Below are 14,370 nucleotides of genomic sequence, written 5' to 3'. Positions count from 1 at the left end.
GGTTGCGGCCGCGGGAGCTACCGCCAGCAGCACAACCACCGGCCACCGTGCCAGATGCAGGGCTAGTCACTGCGCGACTTTTGGGCCAATAGTCGAACCACCGACAGCACGGCCCGCTTTGTGGTGTCGGGCTGGTGTTGCAGGATGGCGCCGATTTCAGCGCAGTAGCCGTCGACCACGGGCTTGCACGACTTCGGCATCACGGGCGGCTGCGAGCCGTACCCCGGCGGCATGCCGCTGGCGCCCGATTCCGTGGGCCCCAACACGCCGTCGGTCAGCCACGGCACGCTGGTGTCCAGCGCTTTGGCCAGACGCAGCAGCGTGGTGCGAGACGGCGAGTAGTGTTCCCCACGCGTAAGGATCCGATGGATACAGGACTGCGGCACGCCGGAAAGGCGCGCCAACTGGTTTTGACTATGGATGCCACGCCACCGCATCAGGGCGCGTAGCCTTTGAGCAGGCGACATGCCTGCAATGTAGAGTCGCGAGCGGCGGCCCACAAGGGTGAAACAGTCCTATACCGGACCCTTTGTGCGATATACGAAGCGAAAATGCAAAGGGCCGCCGAAGCGACCCTTTCAGACGATGCCATGCCGGCCCGTGTCAGTGGCGTTCGGTCAGCGAATCGGACACGGCGTCGTCGGCGGCGTCCGGCTTGGGCTGCACCATGCGGGCGCAGATCAGCCCCACTTCGTAAAGCAGGCAAAGCGGCACGGCCAGCATGAACTGGCTGACCACGTCCGGCGGCGTGACCACCGCCGCGATGATGAAGGCGCCGACCACCACGTAACCGCGCGCGGACCGCAGCTTGGACAGTTCAACGATGCCCATCTTGACCAGCAACACCACGGCCACGGGCACTTCGAACGTGATGCCGAACGCCATGAACATCGTCATGACGAAGCTCAGGTAGGCCTCGATGTCCGGAGCCGGGGTAATGGACTGCGGCGCGAACGTGGCGATGAAATGGAACACCGTGCGGAACACGACGAAGTAGCAGAACGCCATGCCCGCGATGAACAGGAACGTGCTGGAGACGATCAGCGGCAGCGCCAGGCGCTTTTCGTGGCGGTACAGACCGGGTGCCACGAAAGCCCACGCCTGGTACAGCACCACGGGCAGCGCCACGATGAAGGCGGCCATCATGGTGACCTTGACGGGCACCATGAACGGCGTGATGACGCCCGTGGCGATCATGCGCGTGCCTTCGGGCAGCGAGGCCAGCATCGGCGCGGCCAGCACGTCATAGATGGCCGATGCGCCGGGGTAGATGAACAGCACGATGAACACGGCCACGACGGCGCCCACGGCGCGCAACAGGCGGGTTCGCAATTCGACCAGGTGAGAGATGAAGGTCTCTTGCTGGCCTTCTTCTTGGGAGGCGTCCTGGGTCACGTCGGTGTTCCGGAGGGCGGGACGGGCTTGGCGGCGGGCGCGGCGTCGTCAGCCGTGGGCGCGCGGGGCGCCGGGGCGGGTTGTTGTGGGGCGGGGGCGGCAGGCGCCGTGCCGGTGTTGGACGCCGGCGGCAGGTCCAGGTCCAGGCTGTGGTTCTGGCTGGGCGGCGCGATGGTGCGGGCGGGCTCGGTGGCGGTTGCGAGTGGGGCTGCGAGCGGGGCCGCCGTGGCGGGCGCATCGCCCACGATCACCGGCGCGACCTTGCCATTGGCCTCGCGGGCCACTTCGTCCAATTCGGCACGGAACTGCTGCACCGGTTCTTGCAATGACGCGTGGGTTTCGTTCAGCGACTGCTGCACGCCCTGCGCGGCATCTTCCATTTCGCTTTTAAATTTGCGCAGCTCGTCGATTTCGATTTCGCGCTGGATATCGGACTTCACGTCGTTGACGTAACGCTGCGCGCGCCCCAGCAGGTGACCGACGGTGCGGGCAACCTTGGGCAGGCGTTCGGGGCCAATGACGATCAAGGCGACGACGCCGATCACCATCAGTTCAGTGAGGCTGACATCAAACATTCGACGGCCGCTCGGGAATTGAAGCAATAAGGGCCGGCCCCGTTCGGGGCGGGCCCGGGAGACGAGCCGGGGCTCAGGAGTTGGTCTTTTCCTTGGCTTGCACGTCGATGGTTTCACCGGACACGCGCTGTTGCGCGATCGGGTCGGCGGGCTTGTCGCCGTTGGCGTCCTTCATGCCTTCCTTGAAACCCTTCACCGCACCGCCCAGATCCGAGCCGATGTTGCGCAGTTTCTTGGTGCCGAAAATCAGCGCCACGATAACCAGAACGACCAACCAATGCCAAATGCTGAAACTACCCATGATGTTTCTCCGAATTACGCGGTGGGGGCCACGCGTCCTTTCCAGGGTCGCGAGCCGCCGATGATGTGGAAATGCAAATGCGGGACTTCCTGGCCGCCTTCGACGCCAGAGTTGATCATGATGCGAAATCCGCCATCAGGGCCCGGACGGCAACCGTTTTCGGCTGCTAGCCGCGGCGCCAACGACATCATTCTACCCAACCAACCTGCGTCCTCGGCCGTAATATCCTGCATGGATGTGACATGACGTCGAGGGATCAGCAGCAAATGTACCGGTGCTGCCGGATTGATATCGTGAAATGCAACAAAGTCCTCGTCTTCAAAGACCTTCTTGGACGGGATGTCGCCAGCGGCGATCTTGCAAAAAAGACAGTTGTCGCTCATTTTCCGGGCTCCGGGGTCAGTCTTTGGGGCGGCTGGCTTTTTCCGCCAGGCCCGACAGGCCTTCGCGGCGGGCCAATTCGGCCAGCACGTCTTCCGGCCGCAGCTTGAAGTGCGTCAGCGCGACCAGGCAGTGAAACCACAGGTCGGCCGTTTCACTGACGATGCGGTCCGGCACGCCGTCTTTCGCGGCCATGACCAGTTCCGTGGCTTCTTCACCGATCTTCTTCAGGAAGGAATCCGGGCCCTTGGCCAGCAGCTTGGCGGAATAGGACGCGGCCGGGTCGCCGCCGTTTTCAGGACGGCGGGTTTCCAGCGTGTCGGCGATGCGCGCCAGGATATCGGCGGCGCTTAGCGTTTGATCGGTCATTTGTAGATCAGTTCGGGGTCTTTCAGCACCGGGTCAACCGTGACCCAGGATGCCTGGTCCGTCGGCCCTTCCAGGCGGCGGAAAAAACAGCTGGCGCGCCCGGTGTGGCAGGCGATGCCGCCTTCCTGGTGCACTTTCAGCAAGATCACATCGCCATCGCAATCCAGGCGCAATTCGTGCACTTCCTGCACGTGGCCCGACTCTTCGCCCTTGCGCCACAGGCGCTGACGCGAACGCGACCAGTACACGGCGCGACCGGTGGCGGCCGTTTCGGCCAGCGATTCGCGGTTCATCCAGGCGACCATCATGATCTGGCCGTTTTCGGCATCTTGCGCGATGGCGGGGATCAGGCCGTTTTCGTCAAAGACGACGTCGGCCATCCAGGCGGGTTCAGTGCTCATCATTAATCCAACCGTACGGAAATGCCTTGTTCGGCCATGAAGCGCTTGCACTCGCCAACGGTGTGCTGGCCAAAGTGGAAGATGCTGGCGGCCAGCACGGCGCTGGCGCGGCCGGTGGTGACGCCATCGGCCAGATGTTGCAGGTTGCCCACGCCGCCGGAGGCGATGACGGGTACCGGCACGGCGTCGGATACGGCGCGCGTCAGTTCCAGGTCAAAACCGGACTTGGTGCCGTCGCGGTCCATGCTGGTCAAGAGGATTTCGCCCGCGCCGTAGGCGGCCATGCGGCGTGCCCAGGCCACGGCGTCCAGCCCGGTGGCCTTGCGGCCGCCATGGGTGAAGACTTCCCAGCGCGCGGGTTCGCCATCGGCAGACACTCGCCGCGCGTCAATGGCCACCACCACGCATTGCGAGCCGTGGTAGTCGGACGCGGCGCGCACCAGTTCCGGATTGGCCACGGCCGCGCTGTTGATGCTTATCTTGTCGGCGCCGGCGTTCAGCAGGCGCTGGATGTCGGACACCTGGCGCACGCCGCCACCCACGGTCAGCGGGATGAAAACCTGGGAGGCCACCTGCTCGATGATGGGCAGGATCAGGTCGCGGCCGTCGCTGGTGGCGGTGATGTCCAGGAACGTCAGTTCGTCCGCGCCCTGCTCGTTGTAGCGGCGGGCGATCTCGACGGGGTCACCCGCGTCCAGCAGGTTGACGAAGTTCACGCCTTTGACGACGCGGCCGGCGGTGACGTCAAGGCAGGGGATGATGCGGCGGGTCAGCGCGCTTGCTACGGGCGCGCCGGCCTCGGTGCTGCTGCGAGAGAGGGTCATTTTGCCAATTCGTCGGCGCGCGCCTGCGCGGCTTGGAAATCCAGCGTGCCTTCGTAGATGCTGCGGCCCAGGATGGCGCCTTCGACGCCCTCTTCCTCGACGGCGCACAGGGCTTCGATGTCCTGGATGCCGGCGATGCCGCCCGAGGCGTAAACGGGGATGCGCACGTGTTGGGCCAGGCGCACCGTGGCTTCGACGTTGACGCCCGACAGCATGCCGTCACGGCCGATGTCGGTGTAGATGATGGCTTCGCAGCCGTAATCTTCGAACTTCTTGGCCAGGTCCAGCACGTCGTGGCGGGTCAGCTTGCTCCAGCCGTCGGTGGCGATCTTGCCGTCGCGGGCGTCCAGGCCAACGATGATCTGGCCGGGGAAAGCACCGCAGGCGTCTTGCAGGAAGCCCGGGTTCTTGACCGCGGCGGTGCCGATGATCACGTAGGAGATGCCGGCATCAAGGTAGCGTTCGATGGTGTCGAGGTCGCGAATGCCGCCGCCGATCTGGACGGGGATGTCGTCGCCGACGGCTTCCAGAATGGCCTTGATGGGCGCTTCGTTCTTCGGCTTTCCGGCAACGGCGCCGTTAAGGTCGACCAGATGCAGGCGGCGCGCGCCTTGGTCAAGCCAACGGGTGGCCATGGCGGCGGGGTCTTCGGAGAACACCGTTGCATCGTCCAGGTCACCCTGGCGCAGGCGCACGCAGCGCCCGTCTTTGAGATCGATGGCGGGGATCAGCAGCATGGTGGGCAGCAAAAAAGAAAGAGGGGTTGAATGGGCTGGCGCTGTCGGCTCTAGGCCTACGGCTGCCAGTCTACAAAATTGCGATACAGGCGCAAACCGTGCTCGGCGCTCTTTTCGGGGTGGAACTGCACCGCGAAAATGTTAGCCGCCGCCACTGCGCAGGTAAAGGCGACGCCGTAATCGGTTTCACCAACTGTCAGGCCGGAATCGTCCGGATCGGCGTAATAACTATGGACGAAATAGAAGTGCGTGTCGTCCGGAATGCCGTCCCAGATGGGATGAGAGCGCGTCTGGCGGACTTTGTTCCATCCCATGTGCGGCACTTTCAGGCGCTCGGGGCGCGTGTCGGCCAGGCCCGCCTCGCCGGTGTCGGCCAGGCAGGCTTCGTCATCGGCGGGGATCAGGTCGGCAAAACGGGGGCCCGAAAAGCGGCGCACCACACCCGGAAACAGGCCAAGGCACGAGGTGCCGCCTTCTTCGCTGGAATCAAACAGCATCTGCTCGCCCACGCACACGCCCAACAGGGGCTTGTTGCGGGCGGCGCGCACAACGGCTTCGCGCAGGCCGGATTCATTCAGGGTCCGCATGCAGTCCGCCATCGCGCCCTGCCCGGGAAACACCACGCGGTCGGCCGCGTCGATGTCTTTGGGCTGGTTGCAGATGCGGACGTCCGCGTCGGGGGCGGCGAACTTCAGGGCGCGTGCGACGGAATGGAAATTACCCATTCCGTAATCGACGATGGCGATAGTGGTCACTTCTTTTGCCTGCTGCGGTGGGGGTTGGCGAACGTTACAGCACGCCCTTGGTGGACGGCACCACGTCGCCCATGCGCGGGTCGACTTCCATGGCCATGCGCAGGGCGCGGCCACAGGCCTTGAACACGGTTTCGGCCTGATGGTGGGCGTTGAAGCCGCGCAGGTTGTCGATGTGCAGCGTGATCAGCGCGTGGTTGACCAAACCCTGGAAGAACTCACGCGTCAGGTCTACATCGAAATTGCCGATGTGGGCGCGCGTGAACGGGATGTGATATTCCAGGCCGGGGCGGCCCGAAAAGTCCACCACGACGCGCGACAGCGCTTCGTCCAGCGGCACGTACGCGTGGCCGTAGCGGCGCAGGCCCGCCTTGGTGCCGACCGCCTTGGCAATTGCCATGCCCAGCGTGATGCCGACGTCTTCCACCGTGTGGTGCGCGTCGATGTGCAGGTCGCCCTCGGCCTTGATGTCCATGTCGATCAGACCGTGGCGCGCGATCTGGTCCAGCATGTGGTCCAGGAATGGCACGCCCGTGTCGATCGTCTGCTTGCCGGTGCCGTCGATGTTGATGGCCACGCGGATGCGGGTTTCGTTGGTGTTGCGGGTGATCTCTGCGGTACGCATGTTAAGCACTCAAAATCTCTTGCAGGGCAGCCAGCAAGGCGGCGTTCTCGGCCGGGGCGCCCACCGAAATGCGCAGGCAGTTTGCCAGGAGCGGATGGGCGTTGGAAAAGTTGCGAATCAATATTTTGCGCGTTTTCAGCGCAAGATGCACGGCGTTGCCGTCCAGCTTGCCGGAAAAGCGGGCGAGTACGAAGTTGCCGGCGGAAGGGAATACCCTGACGCCCGGCAAGGCGGCCAGCGCGGCGGCCAGCGGTTCGCGGTCGGCGCGCAGGCGCGCGGCCTGTTCGTCCAGCACGGGCTTGTGGCGCAACACCGCCATCAGCGTGGCTTGCGTCAGCACGTCCAGGTTGTAGGGCGGGCGCAGCTTGTTCAGTTCGGCGATCCAGTCGGGATGACCCGCCAGGTAACCGAAACGCAGGCCCGCCAGGCCGATCTTGGACACTGTGCGCATGACGACCACGTTGGGCGCGTCCAGCACGCGCGGCATCCAGGTGCGGTCGGCAAAAGGCTGGTACGCCTCGTCCAGCACCACCAGCCCGGGGGCGGCAGCGATGATGGCCTGCACGTCTTCGTCCGACCACAGGCCACCGGTGGGGTTGTTGGGCACGGCCAGGAACACCACCTTGGGTTGATGTTCGCGGATGGCGGCCAGCATCGCCGGCAGATCCAGGGTCAGGTCGTCGGTCAGCGGCACGCCGACAAAGCGAGCGTGATCAAAGCGCGCCGCCATGTCGAAATAAACGAACGACGGCCACGGCGACAACACCACGTCGCCCGGGTTGCAGCAGGCCTGGACGACGATGTGGATCAGCTCGTCCGAGCCGTTGCCGAACAGCACGTCGGCCGCGTCGGGCAGGCCGAAGCCGGCTTTCACCGCCTGCTGCAAGGCAGAGAGGTCAGCGGCGGGATAGCGGTTCAGCGGTGTGTCGCGCACGGCGCGGGCGATGTCGTCGCGCACCACGTCGGGCAATTCATACGGGCATTCCATCGCGTCCAGCTTGATGCAGCCATCCGCGTTGGCGACCGGGTAGGCGGCCAGCGCGCGGATATCCGCGCGCACGGTGCCTTCGATGCGGCCAGCGACGCCTGCCGCCGGGGCCGCGCTCATGGTTTGTCGACCCGGTACTGGGCGCTGGCGGCGTGTGCTTGCAGGCCCTCGCCCAGCGCCAGCTCGGCGGCGATGCGGCCCAGCGTCTGCGCGCCCTGATGCGACACCTGGATCAGGCTGGAGCGCTTTTGGAAATCGTACACGCCCAGCGGCGACGAGAAGCGCGCGGTGCGGGACGTGGGCAGCACGTGGTTGGGGCCCGCGCAGTAGTCGCCCAGCGCTTCCGAGCTGAAACGGCCCATGAAGATGGCGCCGGCATGGCGGATCTTGGCGGTCCAGATTTCGGGCTGCTCGGTGGAAATTTCCAGGTGCTCGGGCGCGATGTCGTTGGCGATCTGGCAGGCTTCTTCCAGGCTTTGGACCTGGATGAGCGCACCGCGATTGGCCAGGCTGACGCGCAGGATGTCGGCGCGCGGCATCGTGGGCAACAGGCGCGCGATGGCGGCTTCGACTTCTTCGATGAACGCGGCGTCCGGGCACAGCAGGATGGACTGCGCCAGTTCGTCGTGCTCGGCTTGCGAGAACAAATCCATGGCGATCCAGTCGGCCGGCGTCTTGCCGTCGCAGATGACCAGGATTTCGCTGGGGCCGGCGATCATGTCGATGCCCACCACGCCGAACACGCGGCGCTTGGCGGCGGCCACATAGGCGTTGCCCGGGCCCACGATCTTGTCCACGGCGGGCACGGTGTCGGTGCCGTAAGCCAGCGCGCCCACGGCTTGCGCGCCGCCGATGGCGAACACGCGGTCCACGCCACCAATGGCGGCCGCGGCCAGCACGATGGGGTTGCGCACGCCGTCGGGCGTGGGCGTGACCATGATCAATTCCTGCACGCCTGCCACCTTGGCGGGAATGGCGTTCATCAGCACCGACGACGGATAGGCGGCCTTGCCGCCCGGCACGTACAGGCCCACGCGGTCCAGCGGCGTGACCTGCTGGCCCAGCAGCGTGCCGTCGGCTTCGGTGTAGGTCCAGGTTTCAGCGCGTTGGCGCTCGTGGTAGGCGCGCACGCGGTCGGCGGCGGCTTCCAGCGCGTTGCGCTGCGCCGTGGGCAGCGTGGCCAGCGCGGCGTGCCAGTCGGCCTTGGGGATTTCAAGCGTGTCGGCGGATGCGCCGGGCATGCGGTCAAAGCGCTGGGTGTATTCCACCAGCGCGGCATCGCCGCGCGCGCGCACGTCAGCCAGGATGCCGGCGGCGGCACGGTCGATGGACTCGTCCTCGGTGGCCTCGAAAGCCAGCAGCTTGGACAGGGCGGATTTGAATCCGGGATCGCGGGAATCAAGACGATTGATCAGGGCCATGGCGTCATGCAGCAAAGCGGAAAGCGGCCGCCGCGTTATCGCGGCGGGCGGGGGTCAGGCGTTGCGGGAGGCGGCTCTTTCGAAGGCGTCCAGCAAGGGTTGCAGGCGGGCGCCGCGAGTCTTGAGCGCGGCCTGGTTGACGATCAGGCGCGATGAAATCGGCATGACGTCTTCGACCGCGACCAGGTCGTTGGCGCGCAGCGTGCCACCGGTGGACACCAGGTCCACGATGCAGTCGGCCAGGCCGACCAGCGGCGCCAATTCCATCGAACCATACAGCTTGATGATGTCCACGTACACACCCTTGGCCGCGAAGTGTTCACGGGCTGAGTGCACGTATTTGGTGGCGACGCGCAGACGCGCGCCCTGGTGCACCGCGCCTTCGTAGTCAAAGCCGTTGCGCACGGCCACGGCCAGGCGGCACTTGGCGATGTTCAGGTCGATGGGCTGGTACAGGCCGCCGGGCTGTTCCTTGGCGTGCTCGATCAGCACGTCCTTGCCCGCTATGCCCAGGTCCGCCGCGCCGTATTGCACGTAGGTGGGCACGTCCGAGGCGCGCACGATGATCAGGCGCAGGCCGGGGTCGCTGGTGGGCAGGATCAGCTTGCGCGAGCTTTCCGGGCTTTCCGTGACTTCGATGCCGGCTTCGGCCAGCAACGGCATGGTTTCTTCAAAAATCCGGCCCTTGGACAGCGCCAGGGTCAGGGGCTTCATCGTGGCATTGTTCATTGCCGGGCAGCCTCAAAATGAACGGACCCACTCGGGGGGCAGCAAGCCGAAGGCGCAGCCTGGGGGCTATTACCTTTCATGCCTGTTCCTTGCCGGTCACGCGTTGGATATTCGCGCCCAGGGCGCGCAGTTTCACTTCCATCTGGTCGTAGCCGCGATCCAGGTGATAGATGCGGTCGACCAGCGTATCGCCGTCGGCCGCCAGCCCTGCGATGACCAGGCTGGCGGACGCGCGCAGGTCGGTGGCCATGACGGTGGCGCCCGACAGGCGCTTCACGCCGCGCACCACGGCCGTGTGGCCGTCGATGTCAATGTCGGCGCCCATGCGGCGCAGTTCCTGCACGTGCATGTAGCGGTTCTCGAAGATCGTTTCGACGATGACCGAGGTGCCGTCCGCCACAGCGTTCAGCGCCATGAGCTGGGCCTGCATGTCGGTGGCGAAGCCCGGGTATTCGTGCGTGCGAAAGCCCACGGACTTGGGGCGCGCGGACATGGCGCCGCGTATCCAGTCGGGGCCGGTTTCGATCGTCAGGCCGGCTTCGGTCAGCTTGTCCAGCGTGGCGCCCAGAATGGCGGGGTCGGTGTTCTTGAGCAGGATGTCGCCACCGGCCGCGCCCACGGCGCACAGGAAGGTGCCGGCTTCGATGCGATCGGAAATGACGCGGTGTTCGGCGCCATGCAGGCGTTCAACGCCGTCGATCACGATGCGACCGGTGCCGTGCCCCTGGATGCGTGCGCCCATCTTGATGAGCAGCTCGGCCAGATCCACGATTTCCGGTTCGCAGGCGGCGTTTTCAAGCACGGTCTGGCCGTCGGCCAGCACGGCGGCCATCAGCAAATTTTCGGTGCCGGTGACGGTGACCATGTCGGTGCGCACGGAGGCGCCCTTCAGGCGCTTGGCGCGCGCCACGACAAAGCCGTGTTCGATGCTGATCTGCGCGCCCAGCGCGGCCAGGCCCTTGATGTGCTGGTCGACGGGGCGCTGGCCGATGGTGCAGCCGCCGGGCAGGCTGACGCGCGCCTCGCCAAAGCGTGCCAGCAGCGGACCCAGCACCAGGATCGATGCGCGCATCGTCTTGACCAGTTCGTAGGGCGCTTCCAGGTTGTCGACGCGGTTGGCCTGCAAGGTGACGACGCCGTCGGCCCCGCGTTCGGCCTGCACGCCCATGCGCGCCAGCAGGCGCAGCATCGTGGCGGTGTCGTTCAGGTGCGGCACGTTGGTCAGCGTCAGCGCGTCGGCCGTCAGCAGGCCGGCGCACAGGATCGGCAGCGCGGAATTCTTGGCGCCGGATATCGAGACTTCGCCGTGTAGCGGCGAGCCGCCGGTAATGCGCAATTTATCCATTACTTGCCTGCTTGCTGGTATTCGTCAGGTGTCAGCGTGCGCATCGACAGTGCGTGGATCTCGGCCTTCATGCGGTCGCCCAGCGCGGCATAAACCATTTGATGGCGCTGGATCAGGCGTTTGCCTTCAAAGGCCGCGCTGACGATGACGGCGTCGAAATGCGAGCCGTCGCCTTGCACGTCAAGATGTTCACAGGACAGGCCGTCCGCAATGTATTGGCGGACTTGCGCGGGAGTGGGAAGCATGGACGTCAGTTCCTGAGTTTGTAGCCGCTGGCCAGAAGCCGCAGCGCGTAAAGCGAGAGCGCCAGGAATACCCCCGTCACCACCGTCAGGCTGCGCCAGGGCGAGACGTCCGACACCGAGAAGAATCCGTAGCGGAAGCCGTCGATGGCGTAGAAGATGGGGTTCCAGTGGGACACGGCCTGCCAGAAGGGCGGCAAGGTGTGGATCGAATAGAACACGCCGGACAGGAACGTCGCGGGCATGATCAGAAAGTTCTGGAAGGCCGCCAGCTGGTCGAATTTTTCAGACCACAGGCCCGCGACCACGCCCAGCACGGCCATGATGCCGCAGGACAGCACCGCGAAGACCAGCAGCCACAGCGGGTTGGCCGGCACCAGCGACACAAAGCACAGCGCGACGAACCACACGCATACGCCCACGCTCAGGCCGCGCACCACGGCCGCCAGCACGAACGCGGCAAAGATGTCACGGTGCGACAGCGGCGGCAGCAGCATGAACACCAGGTTGCCCGTGATGCGGCTTTGGATCAGCGACGAGGATGGGTTGGCGAACGCGTTCTGCAGCATGCTCATCATCATCAGGCCGGGGATCAGGAACGCGGTGTACGGCACGGTGCCATACACCATCAGGCGCCCTTCCAGCACGTGCGCGAAGACCAGCAGGTACAGCAGCGCCGTGATCACGGGCGCGGCAATGGTCTGGAAACCCACCTTCCAGAAGCGCAGCAATTCCTTGCGCAGCAGGGTCGGAAAGCCGGAGCCCGCGTCCAGGCGGGGCTGCACCAGCGGTTGGCCGGCGGTCGCGTTGGGCTGCGTCATGACGAGATCTCTTCGGGTTGCAGGGCGGGCGCGGCGGGTTCATCGCCCTGGTGCATGATGCGCACGAACGCGTCTTCCAGGTCGACGCCGCCCACGCGCGCCATCAGCGCTTGCGTCGTGTCCAGCGCCACGATGCGGCCGCGCTTGAGCATGGCGATGCGGCCGCACAGGGCTTCCGCTTCTTCCAGGTAATGCGTGGTCAGCATGATGGTGTGGCCGGCCTTGTTCAGGCGCGAGATGAATTCCCACAGCGTGCGGCGCAGGTCGACATCAACGCCGGCGGTGGGCTCGTCCAGCACGATGACGGGCGGCCTGTGCACCAGCGCCTGCGCCACCAGCACGCGGCGCTTCATGCCGCCCGACAGCGCGCGCATGTTGTTGTCGGCCTTGTCGGACAGGCCCAGGTTGAACAGGATTTCGTCGATCCAGTCGTCGTTGTTGCGCAGGCCGAAGTAGCCGGACTGGATGCGCAATGTTTCACGCACTGTGAAGAAGGGGTCGTAGACCAGCTCTTGCGGCACCACGCCCAGCGACCGCCGCGCCGACTTGTAGTCGGCAACGACGTCGTATCCACAGACGCTGGCGCGCCCCGACGTGGCATGCGCCAGGCCGGCAAGAATGGAAATCAACGAGGTCTTGCCCGCGCCGTTCGGCCCGAGCAGGCCGAAGAACTCGCCATGCTCGATATTCAGGCTGACATTGTCCAGCGCTTGAAAGCCGGGGGCGGGCTTGCGCCCAAGCAGCTTCTGCCAGCCGCGCACACGCGGCGAGTAGATCTTGGAGACGTTTTCTAGACTGACGGCTGACATAACGGCGGGGGGTGCCCGAAAAGAGCGAATTGATCATTATATAAGCGCGCCGTGACGGCAAGCGCCTATGGCCCCGGAGGGCCTGGGGGGATGGCGGTTTTATCCGTCCCCGAAATAATCGGCCCGGCGGGCCACAAGGGCGCGCCGGGCCGAAGACAGCCGGAACCCGAAATTACTGGTTGCGCTGGTTCAAGGCCTGGATCAGGCCGTCGATGCCGTTCTGGTTGATCTGCTGCGCAAACTGGTTGCGGTAGTTTTCGATCAGCCAGATGCCTTCGACGTTCATGTCGTAGATCTTCCAGCCTTGCGGCGTCTTTTCCAGACGGTAGTCCACGCCGGTAGGCTGGCCGTTCGACTGGCTGATCAGCGTGCGCACGACCACGTCGTCGGCCTTGGGGTCGCCACGGAACGGCAGCGCCTTGACCGACGTGCTGGGCGTGACGCGGGTCAGCGCGCCGCTGTAGGTGCGCACCAGCGTGCCACGGAAGGCCTCGGCCAGCGCTTTCTTTTGCTGGTCGGTTGCCTGGCGCCAGAAGCGGCCGGCGGCCAGACGCGTGGTCTTCTGGAAGTTCACGTAGGGCAGGATGTGCTGGTTGACCACTTCGTTGATTCGGGTCGTGTTGCCGGCCTTGACCGCGCCGTCAGCCTTCAGGACATCCAGCGCTTCGTTGGCGGTGGCCAGGACGAACTGGTCCGGCGCGCCGTTGGGATCAGGCTTGGCCTGCGCAGCGCCGGCCACGGCAAGGCCCAGAAGGCCCGCGAAGGCCAACCGTTGCATCAGGGAAAGAAAAGCAAATCGCATCAAAACTCCTTACGGTACCGATGAACGCAAGCCTAGAGCTTACTTGGTGGCGGGCACGGGTGCCGGGGCAGCCTTGCCGGCGGCAGGGGCATCGCCCTCGTCGTCTTCGTAGTTGGGCAGCGAACCTTCGTCGTCAACGCGGTGGCCCATCACCATGGCGTTGCGGCGTTGCAGGTAGGCGTCGCGGATGAAGCTGTACGGGTCCAGGGCCACGCGGTCGATCGTGTCGGTGGCGTTCAAGAGGCTGGCGCGCGTGTCAACCAGGCGCAGGCCCCACAGGGAATTGCGCAGGCGCACGTTGTCGATGGAATCGATGCCCATGTAGCCGTAGGTGGTGCCGGCAAAGTCGCCGGCCAGGCCCACGCCGTCACGTACGGTCGACGAACCGAAGATCGGCAGCACCAGGTACGGGCCCTGGCCAAAGCCCCACACGCCCAGCGTCGTGCCGAAGTCGTTCGGGATCTTGCGTGCGCCGTTGGCCGAGGCAACGTCAAAGCAGCCGCCCACGCCCATCGTGGTGTTGAACAGGAAGCGGCCCAGCGTGTTCACGAAGTCGTGGCCACGGCCTTGCAGGAAGCTGTTCGTGCCGGACCACAGGTCCGTCATGTTGCTGAAGATGTTGTGCACGCAGCTGCGAACGGGCTGCGGCGTGACATAGGTATACGCCTGGGCGACCGGCTTGAATACCGCGCGGTCCACCGTGTCATTGAACTTGTACACGCCCCGGTTGAAGCCTTCCCACGGATCGCGCGGGTCCGGGTTCTGCGGCGCGGCGCAGCCGGCCATCAGGACACCCGCCGCCGCGATGGTGGCAATTCGGGAAAATGCGTTCTTGTTCATGATCAGGAAACCC

The 14,370-nt window shown here is 65.3% G+C and carries 20 protein-coding genes; all 20 read right to left on the bottom strand.

The features are described from left to right. Window positions 1-62 precede the first annotated feature (62 nt). On the bottom strand, window positions 63-467 hold the full coding sequence (locus AC0Z35_RS21095; protein WP_485132644.1) for a helix-turn-helix domain-containing protein: 405 nt from the start codon (window positions 465-467) through the stop codon (window positions 63-65). A gap of 136 nt (window positions 468-603) precedes the next feature. After that, window positions 604-1,395 (bottom strand): twin-arginine translocase subunit TatC, encoded by a 792-nt coding sequence (gene tatC / locus AC0Z35_RS21090; RefSeq protein WP_046803901.1) that lies wholly within the window; start codon window positions 1,393-1,395, stop codon window positions 604-606. Beyond that, complete coding sequence (gene tatB, locus AC0Z35_RS21085; protein WP_219991532.1) at window positions 1,392-1,970, bottom strand: Sec-independent protein translocase protein TatB; 579 nt, start codon at window positions 1,968-1,970, stop codon at window positions 1,392-1,394. Before tatB ends, tatC begins: the two co-directional genes overlap by 4 nt. A gap of 73 nt (window positions 1,971-2,043) precedes the next feature. Beyond that, the gene (gene tatA, locus AC0Z35_RS21080; protein WP_046805260.1) at window positions 2,044-2,271 is read right to left on the bottom strand and encodes a Sec-independent protein translocase subunit TatA; all 228 of its coding nucleotides are present in this window, start codon (window positions 2,269-2,271) and stop codon (window positions 2,044-2,046) included. Between the two features lie 14 nt (window positions 2,272-2,285). Next, a complete protein-coding gene (locus AC0Z35_RS21075; protein WP_046805261.1) occupies window positions 2,286-2,654 on the bottom strand; it encodes a histidine triad nucleotide-binding protein in 369 nt (122 codons plus the stop codon). Window positions 2,655-2,670: 16 nt separating this feature from the next. Then, window positions 2,671-3,021 (bottom strand): phosphoribosyl-ATP diphosphatase, encoded by a 351-nt coding sequence (locus AC0Z35_RS21070; protein ID WP_046805262.1) that lies wholly within the window; start codon window positions 3,019-3,021, stop codon window positions 2,671-2,673. Then, window positions 3,018-3,422: a phosphoribosyl-AMP cyclohydrolase gene (gene hisI / locus AC0Z35_RS21065; RefSeq protein ID WP_104144699.1), complete on the bottom strand. Its 405-nt coding sequence runs from the start codon at window positions 3,420-3,422 to the stop codon at window positions 3,018-3,020. The genes AC0Z35_RS21070 and hisI overlap by 4 nt, the downstream gene beginning before the upstream one ends. Before the next feature lie 2 nt (window positions 3,423-3,424). Then, complete coding sequence (gene hisF / locus AC0Z35_RS21060; RefSeq protein ID WP_104144700.1) at window positions 3,425-4,246, bottom strand: imidazole glycerol phosphate synthase subunit HisF; 822 nt, start codon at window positions 4,244-4,246, stop codon at window positions 3,425-3,427. Further along, complete coding sequence (hisA, locus tag AC0Z35_RS21055) at window positions 4,243-4,983, bottom strand: 1-(5-phosphoribosyl)-5-[(5-phosphoribosylamino)methylideneamino]imidazole-4-carboxamide isomerase (RefSeq protein ID WP_046805342.1); 741 nt, start codon at window positions 4,981-4,983, stop codon at window positions 4,243-4,245. The genes hisF and hisA overlap by 4 nt, the downstream gene beginning before the upstream one ends. A gap of 56 nt (window positions 4,984-5,039) precedes the next feature. Then, the gene (locus AC0Z35_RS21050; RefSeq protein WP_485132643.1) at window positions 5,040-5,738 is read right to left on the bottom strand and encodes an imidazole glycerol phosphate synthase subunit HisH; all 699 of its coding nucleotides are present in this window, start codon (window positions 5,736-5,738) and stop codon (window positions 5,040-5,042) included. A gap of 34 nt (window positions 5,739-5,772) precedes the next feature. Beyond that, window positions 5,773-6,360 carry an imidazoleglycerol-phosphate dehydratase HisB gene (gene hisB, locus AC0Z35_RS21045; protein WP_485132642.1) on the bottom strand — a complete coding sequence of 196 codons (588 nt, stop codon included), beginning with the start codon at window positions 6,358-6,360 and terminating at the stop codon, window positions 5,773-5,775. Window position 6,361: 1 nt separating this feature from the next. After that, complete coding sequence (hisC, locus tag AC0Z35_RS21040; protein ID WP_485132641.1) at window positions 6,362-7,468, bottom strand: histidinol-phosphate transaminase; 1,107 nt, start codon at window positions 7,466-7,468, stop codon at window positions 6,362-6,364. Continuing rightward, window positions 7,465-8,769, bottom strand: a complete 1,305-nt coding sequence (hisD, locus tag AC0Z35_RS21035) for a histidinol dehydrogenase (RefSeq protein ID WP_046805267.1) — start codon at window positions 8,767-8,769, stop codon at window positions 7,465-7,467. Before hisD ends, hisC begins: the two co-directional genes overlap by 4 nt. 54 nt (window positions 8,770-8,823) lie before the next feature. Further along, window positions 8,824-9,498: an ATP phosphoribosyltransferase gene (gene hisG / locus AC0Z35_RS21030; RefSeq protein ID WP_046805268.1), complete on the bottom strand. Its 675-nt coding sequence runs from the start codon at window positions 9,496-9,498 to the stop codon at window positions 8,824-8,826. A 76-nt stretch (window positions 9,499-9,574) separates the two neighbouring features. After that, window positions 9,575-10,843, bottom strand: a complete 1,269-nt coding sequence (gene murA, locus AC0Z35_RS21025) for a UDP-N-acetylglucosamine 1-carboxyvinyltransferase (RefSeq protein ID WP_104144703.1) — start codon at window positions 10,841-10,843, stop codon at window positions 9,575-9,577. Beyond that, window positions 10,843-11,088 carry a BolA family protein gene (locus AC0Z35_RS21020; protein ID WP_046805270.1) on the bottom strand — a complete coding sequence of 82 codons (246 nt, stop codon included), beginning with the start codon at window positions 11,086-11,088 and terminating at the stop codon, window positions 10,843-10,845. Before AC0Z35_RS21020 ends, murA begins: the two co-directional genes overlap by 1 nt. Before the next feature lie 5 nt (window positions 11,089-11,093). Continuing rightward, on the bottom strand, window positions 11,094-11,906 hold the full coding sequence (locus tag AC0Z35_RS21015) for an ABC transporter permease (protein ID WP_485132640.1): 813 nt from the start codon (window positions 11,904-11,906) through the stop codon (window positions 11,094-11,096). Next, complete coding sequence (locus tag AC0Z35_RS21010) at window positions 11,903-12,715, bottom strand: ABC transporter ATP-binding protein (protein ID WP_104144705.1); 813 nt, start codon at window positions 12,713-12,715, stop codon at window positions 11,903-11,905. Before AC0Z35_RS21010 ends, AC0Z35_RS21015 begins: the two co-directional genes overlap by 4 nt. A gap of 172 nt (window positions 12,716-12,887) precedes the next feature. Beyond that, window positions 12,888-13,517 carry an MlaC/ttg2D family ABC transporter substrate-binding protein gene (locus AC0Z35_RS21005; RefSeq protein WP_046805273.1) on the bottom strand — a complete coding sequence of 210 codons (630 nt, stop codon included), beginning with the start codon at window positions 13,515-13,517 and terminating at the stop codon, window positions 12,888-12,890. Between the two features lie 39 nt (window positions 13,518-13,556). Further along, window positions 13,557-14,357, bottom strand: coding sequence for an MlaA family lipoprotein (locus AC0Z35_RS21000; protein ID WP_046805274.1), 801 nt, complete (start codon window positions 14,355-14,357; stop codon window positions 13,557-13,559). Window positions 14,358-14,370: the final 13 nt, after the last annotated feature.

Source organism: Achromobacter sp. 1L-A-4-B-C2, assembly GCF_057291955.1.
This window is presented reverse-complemented; position numbering and strand designations above follow the sequence as displayed.

Bases quoted from the DNA above. Each gene is read 5' to 3' on its own strand.
- AC0Z35_RS21095 (WP_485132644.1), bottom strand. From the start codon at position 467: ATGTCGCCTGCTCAAAGGCTACGCGCCCTGATGCGGTGGCGTGGCATC.
- tatB (WP_219991532.1), bottom strand. From the start codon at position 1,970: ATGTTTGATGTCAGCCTCACTGAACTGATGGTGATCGGCGTCGTCGCC.
- tatA (WP_046805260.1), bottom strand. From the start codon at position 2,271: ATGGGTAGTTTCAGCATTTGGCATTGGTTGGTCGTTCTGGTTATCGTG.
- AC0Z35_RS21075 (WP_046805261.1), bottom strand. From the start codon at position 2,654: ATGAGCGACAACTGTCTTTTTTGCAAGATCGCCGCTGGCGACATCCCG.
- AC0Z35_RS21070 (WP_046805262.1), bottom strand. From the start codon at position 3,021: ATGACCGATCAAACGCTAAGCGCCGCCGATATCCTGGCGCGCATCGCC.
- hisI (WP_104144699.1), bottom strand. From the start codon at position 3,422: ATGAGCACTGAACCCGCCTGGATGGCCGACGTCGTCTTTGACGAAAAC.
- hisF (WP_104144700.1), bottom strand. From the start codon at position 4,246: ATGACCCTCTCTCGCAGCAGCACCGAGGCCGGCGCGCCCGTAGCAAGC.
- hisA (WP_046805342.1), bottom strand. From the start codon at position 4,983: ATGCTGCTGATCCCCGCCATCGATCTCAAAGACGGGCGCTGCGTGCGC.
- hisB (WP_485132642.1), bottom strand. From the start codon at position 6,360: ATGCGTACCGCAGAGATCACCCGCAACACCAACGAAACCCGCATCCGC.
- hisC (WP_485132641.1), bottom strand. From the start codon at position 7,468: ATGAGCGCGGCCCCGGCGGCAGGCGTCGCTGGCCGCATCGAAGGCACC.
- hisD (WP_046805267.1), bottom strand. From the start codon at position 8,769: ATGGCCCTGATCAATCGTCTTGATTCCCGCGATCCCGGATTCAAATCC.
- hisG (WP_046805268.1), bottom strand. From the start codon at position 9,498: ATGAACAATGCCACGATGAAGCCCCTGACCCTGGCGCTGTCCAAGGGC.
- murA (WP_104144703.1), bottom strand. From the start codon at position 10,843: ATGGATAAATTGCGCATTACCGGCGGCTCGCCGCTACACGGCGAAGTC.
- AC0Z35_RS21020 (WP_046805270.1), bottom strand. From the start codon at position 11,088: ATGCTTCCCACTCCCGCGCAAGTCCGCCAATACATTGCGGACGGCCTG.
- AC0Z35_RS21015 (WP_485132640.1), bottom strand. From the start codon at position 11,906: ATGACGCAGCCCAACGCGACCGCCGGCCAACCGCTGGTGCAGCCCCGC.
- AC0Z35_RS21010 (WP_104144705.1), bottom strand. From the start codon at position 12,715: ATGTCAGCCGTCAGTCTAGAAAACGTCTCCAAGATCTACTCGCCGCGT.
- AC0Z35_RS21005 (WP_046805273.1), bottom strand. From the start codon at position 13,517: ATGCGATTTGCTTTTCTTTCCCTGATGCAACGGTTGGCCTTCGCGGGC.
- AC0Z35_RS21000 (WP_046805274.1), bottom strand. From the start codon at position 14,357: ATGAACAAGAACGCATTTTCCCGAATTGCCACCATCGCGGCGGCGGGT.